We start from the raw sequence: 11,892 nt of genomic DNA, 5'->3' as shown, positions 1-11,892 counted from the left end.
AGTAACATGGGGGTAAACATGGTAACCCTGGGGCAAAAAAAGTGTGATATTATGATAGTGAGTAAAAAAAGATAAAAGGCATTTGATGTCCTCCTGATACTTTAACATAACGGCAGAAGGCGCCCAGTTGGTGGGGTGTCTTTTGCTATGTGTAAAAAATGTGTATAAAACACTTGACAAATGTGTCATTAGTGTGTATAATAATAACATAAGGAGGGGCGGTATGAAACAAAGAGACTTAATTAAAAAACTTGAAAAAGCCGGATTCAAATTTGACAGGCATGGCGGAAACCACGATGTATATAAGCGTGGGGATGATGAAGAACAGATACCGCGCCATAGAGAAATCAATGAGAGGCTGGCAAAGGCCATACTGAAAAAATGGGGATTATAAAAAATCCCCAGCCTTATGTTGTTAGGAGGGAAATCAATGAAAGTAACCTATCCAGTTATCTTTACGGATGTTGGCACAAATATATTGATTGAGGTGCCGGACTTAAATATACTCACAGAGGCAAACGAAGAGGGAGAAGAGAAAGCCTCTTTTGCAGATGCAATTATGATGGCCAGAGACGCCATAGGGCTTTCGTGTATCTCGGCAGAAGACAGTCACAAACCGATTAAGACTGCATCGGATTTACATGATATTGATGTAAGCAAGGGAACCTTTGCAGAAGATGGAGAAGGAATTATATCCCTTGTGGATGTAGATCTAGACGTTTACCGCAGAAGAGTCGACAATAAGACTGTCAGAAGAAACGTAACGCTTCCAAACTGGCTGAATCAGGAAGCTGAAGCAGCAAACTTAAATGTATCAAGGGTATTACAAGATGCACTGATGCAGAAGTTAAACGTGTCCAGATAAAGTAAGACAGAACAGAATAAGGCGCTTCCAAAATGGGAGCGTCTTTTCTTATGCAACGAAAGGTAAGAACATGATATATAAACGCTGTGTCCGCTGTGGGAAGCGTATTCCGTCTGGAACAACCTGTGACTGCACCAAGAGAGAGTATAACAAGCCGCAGGGAATTAAGAAGCAGTATCATACACAGAGGTGGAGACGTATCAGAGATTATGTCATAAATCTATATGATGGAATAGATCTCTATGCACTGTACCACGAAGGAAAGGTACAGCCTGCGGACACCGTGCATCATATCATAGAAGCAGCGGACAGTCCCAGTATGTTCTATCATACAGACAACCTAATTCCGGTCAGCAGGGACAGCCATACAGAGATACATAGACGGTACAAAGAATGTGATACAAAAATAAAAGAAGAGCTTAAAGCATATCTTTTGCAATATCGGGAGTACGGGGGCGGTTAAAAAGTTTTTGTAAAAGTTGCCACGACCACGTATGCTCCTTTCTTTTTGCAAATTTCTAAAAAATGGTAGATGAAAGCGAGGTGATAGCATGGGGAGACCTAGAAAACCGCTTGCAGAGCAGCAGGGAAACCTAAAAGTTGTGGATATACAAAGAAAGGAGTTTGAGGAAGAGGCTGTAAGAGGGGATAGTGACCAGTTATCAACTCCGCCGACATGGCTAGTAGATGCTACGGCCAAAAAAGAGTGGAATCGCCTTATTAAAGAATTAGAGAAAATCAATATTGTTGGAAATTTGGATTTAAACAATCTTGCATGTTATTGCAACGCGTATGCAAGTTATCGAAAGGTCACAAAAGAGTTAAAGGGGCAGCCTGCGCTTGTAGATAAGGTTACACAATACGGAAAGAACAAGGTCCGAAATCCTTTGATTGATGTTCAGAAAAGCTATGCAGAGGAAATGCGAAAATTCGCAAGCCTTTGCGGGCTGACAATTGATTCTCGATTGAAAGCGGGGTCTGCAAAAGTGGATAAACAAGAGGAAATGATTGAAAGGAAATTCAGCGCAATATGATTTTTGAAGAAATTAAGCGGTATGCGCAAGACTGTATTTCCGATCACATTTTGAGTTGTCAAAAACATAAATGGGCCTGTATGCGATTTCTAAAAGATTCTAAGCGAATCGGGACAGATGGATTTCCGTATGTGTGGAATGAGGAACGTGCCCAGAACATTGTAGACTGGTTCTCTTTTTTAAGACACAGTAAAGGAATTCTCGCAGGAAAGCCGATTGAATTAACTGAATGGCAGAAATTCCGACTCTGTCAACTTTATGGATGGGTTCATAAAGATACGGAACGCAGAAGATTTAAAAAATCCTTTACAGAAGTGGCGCGAAAAAACGCAAAATCTCAGGAAGAGGCGGGCGTTGCTTTATATGAGTGTGCAGTTACCGCTACAAAAAATGGAGAAGTGGCAGAAATCTATACAGCAGGAACCAAGCGGGATCAGTCAAAAATTGTGTTTACAGAAGCTGGATTGATGCTCCGTGGGTCCCCGCTTCAAACAAAATTCCGTGTCACGCGTGATAGCATTCGTCATTATAAAACAGGGAGCACTATTAAGCCTTTATCAAAAGAAGACGGCAGGAGCGGAGACGGAACGAATCCGGCGCTTTTGGTCTTGGACGAATATCATCAACACAAAACTACAGAGTTTTACGATTTGGCATTAGGCTCAAACACAAAGGAGCCGCTTTTAATGATTATCACAACCGCAGGAATGGATTTAACCTACCCTTGTTTTGTGACGGAGTATGATTATTGTTCCAAAATTCTTGATCCGAATATTGACGTGGAAGATGATGAATATCTGATTGATATCTGTGAGATGGATACCGAGGATTATGAAGATGTATCACGCTTAGACAATGAAGAGTTATGGAAGAAAGCGAATCCGATTCGTATGAGCTATCCGGAAGGGCGAGAAAAAATCCGAGGCGATTATAAAGTCGCAAAGGAACAGCCGGAGCACATGACTGCGTTTCTGACTAAGTGCCTCAACGTCTGGGTTATGGCAAAAGAAAACGGCTATATGGATATGTCAAAATGGAAAGTTTGCGAGATTGAGGGGCTTCCTTTTGAAATTGAAGGGCGGCCGGTCTATGTAGGATTTGATATGTCGGCCAAAACAGACCTGACTTCTGTAGCGTTTGTGATTCCGTATCTGTCTGGAAAGTATGACGGGAACGGAAAAGAGATTGTGAAATATCTCGTATGGACTCACAGTTTTATTCCTACACGGGAGAAGTTGCGAGAACACATTTTAAAAGACAAAGCGCCATACGAAGCATGGGAGAGAGCTGGACATCTGACTGTAACAGATACTCCGATTGTGGATCAGGGCGCGGTTATGCGCTACGTTATGGAAGAATGCAGCCGGTACAATCTCGATGTGCAATGTCTCTGTTTTGACCCGGCGAATGCGTCGAAGCTAATGATGGACTTGTCCGATGAAGGATACACGGTAGAAGAGGTTTTTCAAAGCCATAAGCATTTGAATGAAGCGACACAGGGGTTTCGGGAGCAGGTATTCTGTGGAAATGTGCAGTATTTGAAGAATCCGCTTTTAAATTATGCCATGAGTAATGCCGTCATTCGACAGAGCAATGGCCTGATAAAAATTGATAAAGATGCAACCACAAAGCGCATTGACCCGGTGGATGCGGTGTTATGTGCATTTAAGCTGGCAATGTATCATATCTTTGGGGATGATTATGGCGCTTATTTGGACAATTTTATGGAGGAATTACTGAATGGGGATTAAAGACCGGATAAAGGCTGCGGCCAATGCCCTGACGCGCCCGGCCGTCTCGTTAGACGATACCGAATTTTTAAAGTGGATGGGGATTGATGCAAACCTGCCAAGAAAGGAACTGAATGAGGTTACATACTTCACCTGTCTCAAGATGCTCTCTGAGACAATGGGGAAATTGCCGCTTAAGTTTTATCAGGATACGGACCGCGGGAAATTGCGGGCAGATTTAACCGATGCGGCGGCCCGGCTAATTACAAGACCAAACAACATCATGACCCCGGCGACGTTCTGGGGGACAATTGAATTTAACTGTCAACACTACGGAAATGCGTTTGTGCTGATACAGAGCAGCCTGCAACGGCAACGTTATGGCGGTTCGGTTAAGATAAAAGGTTTTTGGCCGATGCAAAGTGAGTGTGTGCAGGTCCTCATGGACGATCAGGGCGTATTTGGTGACGTGGGAAAGCTTTATTACCGATATACTGATCCGCACATCGGGAAATCGGAAACTTATGCGCAGGAAAATGTTCTGCATTTTAAAACGTGGTTCAGCCGCGGCGGTGTGCTTGGAAAAAGTGTCCGGGAAATGCTGTCTGACACAGTAAACGGCGCCGGAGAATCGCAGAAATATCTGAACACGCTTTACAAAGACGGACTTACCGCATCAATGGCTCTGCAATATACGGGCGATTTGGACAAGCAAAGAAGATTGGCATTGCAAAAGGAGTATAACAGCCTGTTAACAGGTGCGAAAAATGCTGGTAAAGTTGTGGCGGTTCCGGTCGGAATGACCTTGCAGCCATTGAATGTGTCTTTGGCGGACGCGCAATTTTTTGAGTTAAAGAAGTATTCGGCGCTACAGATTGCGGCAGCCTTCGGTATCAAACCGAATCAATTAAATAATTATGAAAAATCCAGCTATGCAAATTCCGAAACACAGCAGCTTGCTTTCTTGGTAGACACAATGTCTTATCGGTTAACTCAATATGAGCAGGAACTGAATTATAAAGTACTCACAGAAAAAGAACGTTCTGAGGGGTACTTTTTTAAATTCAATGAAAAGGCACTCCTGCGGACGGATGCCAAGACACAGATGGCAAATGTCGTGTCAGCAGTAACAAATGGCCTTTACACAATTAATGAAGGGCGGGAGCTATTAGATCTTCCGTATGTAGAAGGCGGAGACGTAAACATGGTAAATGGCACCTACCAGCCGATTACACAGATTGGAAAAGCGTATCAGGAGAAGGAAAAACCTGAAGAACCAAGAGAGGAAATAGAGAATCCAGAAGAAACGAGAGGAGGTGAAGAGAGTGGAAATTGATGTACGAGGGGACATTATCAGTAATGACGATAAGTGGATTTATAACTACCTAGAGTGGGAATCCACTTGTCCGGCAGATGTCAAGAATGCTCTGTTGACAAAAGAATCTGATGAAAAACTAACTGTTATGATTAACTCCGGAGGCGGTTCCGTCATGGCTGGACAAGAAATTTATTCAATGCTACGGGAGCGAGACGATGTAGAGATTAAGGTACAGTCTCTAGCTGGGAGTGCTGCGAGTGTAATCGCAATGGCAAACACCTGCGAAATTAGTCCAGTGGCGATGATTATGATTCACAATGTCTCCATGTGGGGCGTGAATGGAGACTATCATGAGATGCAAAAAAACGCAGAGATTTTAAGGCAGATGAACGCGGCCCTTGCCTCCTCTTATGTGAATAAGACAGGGAAAAGCAAAGAGGAAATTTTAAGACTTATGGACCGCGAAACCTGGCTGACTGCAAATCAGGCATTAGAAATGGGATTTGTAGATAAAATTTCAGATACCGCTCCGCAGATGATTAACAACGTCGAAGGAATGCGGCTTACCGATGAAATTCGGAGCCGGGTTATAGCAGAAATAGAAGATAATACTAAAAATGAACTCCTGAGCGATTTGGATCGTTTCGGAGTTTAATTTTTTATGGAGGGAAACATGAACAAAGAATTACTTGAGCTGTTAAACAGCATTAATGAGCAGAAAGAGACCGTCCGCAACCTTGTAGAAGAAGGAAAACTGGATGAAGCAAAAGACGCAAAAGCAGAGTTGGAAAAAATGCAGAATAAGTTTGACTTGTTAAAAGACATTCTTGATCCAGAAGGAGATGGAAAGGTAAAAGAGCCGGTGAATGTTGAGCCAGTAAATGAACCGAAAGATGCGGTGGCAGACTTTGCTAACGCAGCAAGAAGAGGGTTTAAAAATGCCGCAGGAGATCCGATGGTGGAGGGAACTCCGGCAGACGGAGGGTATACCGTACCGGAGGACATTCAGACCCGGATTAATACCTATAGAGAGGCAAAAGCATCTCTAATTACCCTGGTAGATGTGGAGCGCGTAACCACGAACAAGGGGCAGCGTACCTTTAAGAAACGTGCGCAGCAGACCGGATTTTCGAAAGTAGCCGAAGGTGGCAAAATTGGAGCTGGCTCTACCCCGCAGTTTGAGCGAATCTCTTATGAGATCGAAAAATACGCCGGATATTTTCCGGTCACAAGTGAACTTTTAGCAGATTCCGATGCGAATATTACCAACGTACTGATTCAGTGGATTGGAGATGAATCCCGCGTTACAAGAAACAAGATGATTCTTGGAGTACTGGACACGAAAGACAAAACCGCAATTGCCAGCGTAGACGACATCAAAAAAGCGCTGAATGTAACGCTGGGACAGGCGTTTAAGCCGACCTCTTCTATTATCACAAATGACGATGGCCTGCAATGGTTAGATACCTTAAAAGATGCAGATGGAGACTATCTGCTTCAGCCGAATCCGGTTAAACCTTTAGAAATGCGCCTGTGTGCAGGGGCAACTTCAGTTCCGGTCTTTGTTGTGCCGAACGCAGATCTTCCGACTGCAACCAACAAAGTGCCGATGATCATTGGAGACCTGAAGGAAGCGGTCAAATTCTTTGATCGGAACCAGATGAGTATTCTCTCTTCCAATATCGCAAGCATTGGAGAGCTGAATGCTTACGAAATGGATCTGACACTCTTCCGGGCAATCGAAAGAGAAGATTGCGTAATGAAAGATGAGCAGGCATTTGTTTACGGTCAGGTAACGCTGGGGGAGTAACGCCCCCGGCTGACAATGCCGTAGTTGGTACGGGAAAAGTTGGAACGGCAAAAATTTAAAGGAGGTATAGCATGGCAGCAAAATCGAGCGGATATTCTCCGACATCATGGAATGACGGGGACATCATTACAAAAGACAAGCTGAATAATATAGAATCCGGGATTCAGGCAGCTTCAAAGGCTGGACTTTCCGGTAGTGCGTCTGCGGTATCGGCAATTGATACGCCGGAATCTGCGGATGCGGCAACGATTGCCGCGAAAGTGAACGAACTGATTACCCAGTTAAAAGCCAGGGGTGTGATTTCGTGACACTAGAAGAGGTGAAAGCGTATCTGCGCATTGATGAAGATGCGGATGACGCAATTCTTGAAATGATGATGCAGGCGACAGAGGGTTACATTAAATCCTCTGTCGGAGCATTCGATCCGGAGAATTACAGAGTTAGAATGCTTTATTTTTTGATTATGCAGGATTTTTATGAAAACCGTGTTTTGATCGTAAAAGAATCGGATAAACAGCGGCTTGCTCACGTGGTTGGTTCGATTGTTCTTCAGCTTCAAGCAGAAGAGCTGCAAAAGGAGGACCCGGAATGGACATCGGAAAACTCAATAAGCGAATCACATTCTTAAAGATTGAACATACAGAAGATGATATAGGGCAGAGTAAAAATGTCTGGACGGAATATAAAACCGTATGGGCAACGGTGAAGCCGTATAAATCTTCAGAATCGGCCTTTATGTCCAAGCTAAAGCCAGAAGTAACGCACCGAATCTATGTGAGATACCGGAGCGACATTACCGCGGATATGCGGATCTTATACCACGGACGTATCTTTGAGATTGCAGGTCCGCCGATCGATATGGACGAACGGCACGAAATGATAGAAATTCAGTGTGAAGAGGTGTTCACAGATGGGTATTGAATTTGAATTGGAAGGAACCGGAGAACTGGAAACCTCATTAAAGAAAGCGATGAAACAATATCCGGCATCGGCGGAAAGGGTTCTAAAAAAAGAAGCAAGAAGGGTTGCGAAAGATTTAAAGCAGCGGGTAAGAACGGAAGCAAAAGGACATCATTATGTATCAGAAGGTGAAACGCACAAGCCTTTGGCGAATAGCTTTCGCCCAGGGAAGGTAATTCGTTCAGGTTCAAAAATGACCGCAGCCGTTACATCAAATGCACCGCATTATCATTTATACGAAGAAGGCCATGGAATGTTTACACATTCGGGGCGCTATGTTGGTGATGTAAAGGGTAGAAAAACCGTTGCTCGATATATGTCTCAGCGTTCGGAAAAGGCCGATGAAATCGGTGAACAGGTTTTGAATGAAATCTTAAAGGAGGTAGGACTGGATTGAAAAAAATCAAAACCGCAGTTAACGCAGTCTTAAAAACTTTATATCCAGACTATCCGATTTACGGGGCGGATACGGTAGAAGGTTATGAAAAGCCTTCTTTTTTTGTGTATATCACACAAACCTTTTCGGAATTTAGTGCGAATTTGGTTCACAAAAATGTAGAAGTGGAGATTGATTTTATTCAGAAGGAGCCGGATGAATCTGCCGGAATGGATTTCTTCAACAAAATGCAGCAGGCATTTTTAAAAAAGCTCAAAGTTGAAAGCCGATATCTGAATCTCAGTAACCATAGCTTTGAATTTACCGGGAACCATGCAAATATTCCGGTTTTTACATTTGAAATTGAGTATTACGAAAGCATTGAAAAAGAAACAGAAACAGCGGTTCTCATGGAAAAACTCTACATGAGTAACAGCTTGAAGAAAGGAGAATGATCAATGGGATTACCAGCGATGAATATCATATTTACCGCCGCAGCGATTGATTCCGTTCGGCGGTCCGACAGAGGAGCGATCGGAATGATCGTTAAAGATGCGGTGCCAGAAACAAATCCGGTTACGATTCATAAAGTATCCGACATTCCAGGCACTCTTTCAGAATCGGTACAGGAGCAGGTGAGGCTAGCATTAAAAGGTTATGTATCTGCTCCGAGCAAGGTTGTTCTTTATGTGTTAGAAAGCGAAGCAGAGGATTATACCGATGCACTTGACTATTTTTCGATTTATAAGGTCAATTGGATTTGCTGTCCGACCGCAGAAACGGACGGTCAGGCTCAGGCGGTTGCTACATGGGTAAAAGAGCAAAGAGAAGCGAGAAATAAGGTGAAAGTGGTACTCCCGAATACAGCGGCGGATTGCGAGGGAGTTGTCAATTATACGACCGAAACAGCAAGTATCGGAGATGATATCTATACGACAGAGGAATTTTGCTCCCGAATTGCCGGGGTGCTGGCAGGTACGCCATTGACACAAGGGGCTACCTTTGCGGTGCTGGAAGATGTAACGGACTGTGAAAAGCTGTCCAGAAGCGAACTGGATACCGCGATTGATGCAGGCAAATTTGTCCTTTATTACGATGGAGAAAAAGTTAAGGTTGCGCGTGCGGTCAATTCTATGACAACCGTGCAGAAGGGAAAGTCGGAAAGCTGGAAGAAAATTAAAGTTGTGGAAACAATGGATATGATTTACGACGATCTGATTCTTTTGGCGGAGGACAATTATATCGGAAAATATCTGAACACGTTTGATAACAAGTGCTTGCTGTTATCGGCGATCCGTGCATACCTGACGGAAATGGAACGCGTGGGAGCTGTACAGGATTGCGTTGTTGATTTCGATGTAGAAACTATCCGAGAATACATCGTAACTAACAAAGGTGTATCTCGGGAAGTGGCGGAAGCGATGCCGGATCAGGAAGTAAAAAAGCAGTATACCGATGAAAAGGTGTTCCTTGCGGCAACTATGACGATTTCCGACGTTATGGAAGATATTACTTTACAGATTACGGTGTAAAGGAGGGAGATTATGGACAGCTATAAAGCAGAAAACGTTATCAGCGGAAGCTATGGTGAGGTCTGGGTTGATAATACCTACATGGCGGAAGCAAGTGGCCTAGAAGCGAAAATGTCTCTTGATACAACGGAAGTTATTATGTCAAGAACGCTAAAAAAAGGATACAAAGTAACAGGAATGAGCGGAGAAGGGACATTGACATTACATAAGGTTTCTTCCCATTTCCTGAACCTGATTGCGGACAATATCAAAGCTGGAAAGGCAACCAGGGCAACGATTATCACAAAGCTAGACGATCCGGAAGCTCTTGGTGCTGAACGGATTCAGTTAAATGATTGTGTGTTTACGGAATTAACACTTGCGGACTGGGAAGCGGGAAGTCTGGTGGAAGAATCTATTCCGTTTAATTTTACGGATTTTGATATTTTAGAATCGATCGAATAGGAGGCAACTATGAATCTTGCAGAAAAATTAATTCGGATTGACAAAGAAAAGGTAAAAGAAAAAGAAACAAAAAAGATTCACTCAAAAAAGCTCTCTAAATTGCTTGGCGAACCTACGGAAATTACCATTCAGGAGTTGAGCGGTAAAACCGTCAACGACATTACTCAGATGATCTTTGACAAAAAGGGGAATCGGGATATGTCAAGGCTTTACGAACAAAACCTTATGTGTTGCGTAGAAGGTGTGGTGGAGCCGAATCTAAAGGATTCACAACTCATGGAACATTTCGGGGCCGCTACGCCAAAAGATCTCGCGGCGATCTTGTTTGGTGTAGAATCTGGTGCAATTGCAAGTGAGATTTCCGCTCTGTCTGGTTTTTCGGGCAGCGAAGAGGATGAAATAAAAAACTAATTAAGCAAAACACAGATGTAAATGCGGCCTATATCTTGTTTTGCATGAAAAATTGGAAACCATCGGATTACTTTGACATGGGAGCAGGCGAACGAACCGTTACGCGTGCTTTTTTGTATGAAGAAATCCGAGAGCGGGAAGAAGAGCTGAAAAAACTAAAGCGAAGCATGAAAAGGGGGTGAGTGAATGGCAAAGACTGTGGCGGCGGTTGTTAAACTGATTGACAACTTTTCCAATCCGTCAAAACAAGTTGCGAAAGCAGCGCGGGACATGGAGAAACGGATTTCTCATACCGGTCAGGTGTTTAAAAATTTTGGTGCAATCTTTGAGAGTGCCGGCTCTTCCCTGACGCACGCGTTCACTCTACCGATTGCAACCGCGGCCGGTGCAGCAGGAAAGTTTGCAATGGATGCAGAGGACGCATATGTACAGCTTGCGGCCGCAACCGGCACCTCTGCCGCAGAGATGGAAAAATATCAGGATGTTATCAATGACATCTATAAAGAGAACTTTGGCGAATCTATCGGAGATGTATCCAATTCCCTTGCGCAGGTCAATCAGAATTTAAAAGGATTAGACACAAGCGCGTTACAGCAAAGCACGGAATATGCACTTGCGATGCGGGACGTATTCGGCGTAGATGTTGCAGAGAGTACCAGATCCGCAGATACTTTGATGAAAAATTTTGGAATTTCATCAAAGGAGGCGTTCAACTTAATGACGCAAGGTGCGCAAAGCGGTCTGAATTTTTCCGATGAATTGTATGACAATCTCAATGAATATTCCGTACAATTCAAAAAACTTGGCTTGAATGCGGAAGATATGTTCAGTATTTACAGCAGCGGAGCAGAGGCAGGAGCATGGAATTTAGACAAAATAGGAGATGCGATCAAAGAGTTTTCAATTCGCTCGATAGATGGTTCAAACACTACAGCGGAAGGGTTTAAACTGCTCGGTTTAAATTCGGATGATATGGCTGCGCGGATTGCCGCCGGAGGAGATAGTGCGAGCAAAGCATTTGACCAGACGATTCAGGCTCTTGCAGGTATGGAAGATCCGGTGAAACAGAGTGCTGCGGGAGTGGCTTTGTTCGGTACAATGTGGGAAGATCTTTCCCCCCAAGTTGTGACTTCGCTTACGACCTCAAGAAATGAGATCGATAAAACAAAAGATGCGGCAGATGCACTGGCGGAAACAAAGTTTGATACTTTTTCATCGGCTCTCGGTGGCCTATGGAGGACAATTCAAGTCGATGTGCTTCAGCCAATTGGAGATATGTTAATCCCCTATGTGGATAGTGTAAAATAGTTGTGGAGTTTTCAGAGAAATAAAAGAAGAGACCGACTCCAAAGTGATAAAATAGTTTTACCCAAAAACAAAATAATCACGAAAGGATAAGGTCTCTATGGAAA

At 43.6% G+C, this 11,892-nt stretch carries 17 protein-coding genes; all 17 read left to right on the top strand.

Annotated features, from left to right (window positions below; genetic code table 11):
- The first annotated feature begins 223 nt into the window (after window positions 1-223).
- The 17 genes from H9L42_RS16085 (at window position 224) to H9L42_RS16005 (ending at window position 11,788) form a co-directional block, all read left to right on the top strand.
- Window positions 224-394, top strand: a complete 171-nt coding sequence (locus H9L42_RS16085) for a type II toxin-antitoxin system HicA family toxin (protein WP_187304425.1) — start codon at window positions 224-226, stop codon at window positions 392-394.
- A 36-nt stretch (window positions 395-430) separates the two neighbouring features.
- The gene (locus H9L42_RS16080) at window positions 431-865 is read left to right on the top strand and encodes a type II toxin-antitoxin system HicB family antitoxin (protein ID WP_187304424.1); all 435 of its coding nucleotides are present in this window, start codon (window positions 431-433) and stop codon (window positions 863-865) included.
- A 70-nt stretch (window positions 866-935) separates the two neighbouring features.
- Window positions 936-1,328: an HNH endonuclease gene (locus tag H9L42_RS16075; protein ID WP_187304423.1), complete on the top strand. Its 393-nt coding sequence runs from the start codon at window positions 936-938 to the stop codon at window positions 1,326-1,328.
- A 139-nt stretch (window positions 1,329-1,467) separates the two neighbouring features.
- Window positions 1,468-1,899, top strand: a complete 432-nt coding sequence (locus H9L42_RS16070) for a phage terminase small subunit P27 family (protein WP_346726339.1) — start codon at window positions 1,468-1,470, stop codon at window positions 1,897-1,899.
- Window positions 1,896-3,650: a terminase large subunit gene (locus H9L42_RS16065; RefSeq protein ID WP_187304421.1), complete on the top strand. Its 1,755-nt coding sequence runs from the start codon at window positions 1,896-1,898 to the stop codon at window positions 3,648-3,650. The genes H9L42_RS16070 and H9L42_RS16065 overlap by 4 nt, the downstream gene beginning before the upstream one ends.
- A complete protein-coding gene (locus H9L42_RS16060; protein WP_187304420.1) occupies window positions 3,640-4,965 on the top strand; it encodes a phage portal protein in 1,326 nt (441 codons plus the stop codon). The genes H9L42_RS16065 and H9L42_RS16060 overlap by 11 nt, the downstream gene beginning before the upstream one ends.
- The gene (locus tag H9L42_RS16055; RefSeq protein WP_346726338.1) at window positions 4,955-5,602 is read left to right on the top strand and encodes a head maturation protease, ClpP-related; all 648 of its coding nucleotides are present in this window, start codon (window positions 4,955-4,957) and stop codon (window positions 5,600-5,602) included. Before H9L42_RS16060 ends, H9L42_RS16055 begins: the two co-directional genes overlap by 11 nt.
- 18 nt (window positions 5,603-5,620) lie before the next feature.
- Window positions 5,621-6,757 (top strand): phage major capsid protein, encoded by a 1,137-nt coding sequence (locus H9L42_RS16050; protein WP_187304419.1) that lies wholly within the window; start codon window positions 5,621-5,623, stop codon window positions 6,755-6,757.
- Between the two features lie 71 nt (window positions 6,758-6,828).
- Window positions 6,829-7,065 (top strand): hypothetical protein, encoded by a 237-nt coding sequence (locus H9L42_RS16045; RefSeq protein ID WP_187304418.1) that lies wholly within the window; start codon window positions 6,829-6,831, stop codon window positions 7,063-7,065.
- Window positions 7,062-7,385 carry a head-tail connector protein gene (locus H9L42_RS16040; RefSeq protein WP_187304417.1) on the top strand — a complete coding sequence of 108 codons (324 nt, stop codon included), beginning with the start codon at window positions 7,062-7,064 and terminating at the stop codon, window positions 7,383-7,385. Before H9L42_RS16045 ends, H9L42_RS16040 begins: the two co-directional genes overlap by 4 nt.
- Window positions 7,346-7,678: a phage head closure protein gene (locus tag H9L42_RS16035; protein WP_187304416.1), complete on the top strand. Its 333-nt coding sequence runs from the start codon at window positions 7,346-7,348 to the stop codon at window positions 7,676-7,678. Before H9L42_RS16040 ends, H9L42_RS16035 begins: the two co-directional genes overlap by 40 nt.
- Complete coding sequence (locus H9L42_RS16030) at window positions 7,668-8,114, top strand: HK97 gp10 family phage protein (protein ID WP_187304415.1); 447 nt, start codon at window positions 7,668-7,670, stop codon at window positions 8,112-8,114. The genes H9L42_RS16035 and H9L42_RS16030 overlap by 11 nt, the downstream gene beginning before the upstream one ends.
- Window positions 8,111-8,548, top strand: coding sequence for a phage tail terminator family protein (locus H9L42_RS16025; protein WP_187304414.1), 438 nt, complete (start codon window positions 8,111-8,113; stop codon window positions 8,546-8,548). Before H9L42_RS16030 ends, H9L42_RS16025 begins: the two co-directional genes overlap by 4 nt.
- Before the next feature lie 3 nt (window positions 8,549-8,551).
- The gene (locus tag H9L42_RS16020) at window positions 8,552-9,625 is read left to right on the top strand and encodes a phage tail sheath subtilisin-like domain-containing protein (protein ID WP_187304413.1); all 1,074 of its coding nucleotides are present in this window, start codon (window positions 8,552-8,554) and stop codon (window positions 9,623-9,625) included.
- Window positions 9,626-9,637: 12 nt separating this feature from the next.
- The gene (locus tag H9L42_RS16015; RefSeq protein WP_187304412.1) at window positions 9,638-10,069 is read left to right on the top strand and encodes a phage tail tube protein; all 432 of its coding nucleotides are present in this window, start codon (window positions 9,638-9,640) and stop codon (window positions 10,067-10,069) included.
- A gap of 9 nt (window positions 10,070-10,078) precedes the next feature.
- The gene (locus H9L42_RS16010) at window positions 10,079-10,480 is read left to right on the top strand and encodes a phage tail assembly chaperone (protein ID WP_187304411.1); all 402 of its coding nucleotides are present in this window, start codon (window positions 10,079-10,081) and stop codon (window positions 10,478-10,480) included.
- Window positions 10,481-10,666: 186 nt separating this feature from the next.
- Window positions 10,667-11,788: a phage tail tape measure protein gene (locus H9L42_RS16005; protein WP_187304410.1), complete on the top strand. Its 1,122-nt coding sequence runs from the start codon at window positions 10,667-10,669 to the stop codon at window positions 11,786-11,788.
- Window positions 11,789-11,892 lie beyond the last annotated feature (104 nt).

The organism is Zhenpiania hominis (assembly GCF_014333425.1).
Lineage (GTDB): Bacteria > Bacillota > Clostridia > Peptostreptococcales > Anaerovoracaceae > Hominibacterium > Hominibacterium hominis.
This window is presented reverse-complemented; position numbering and strand designations above follow the sequence as displayed.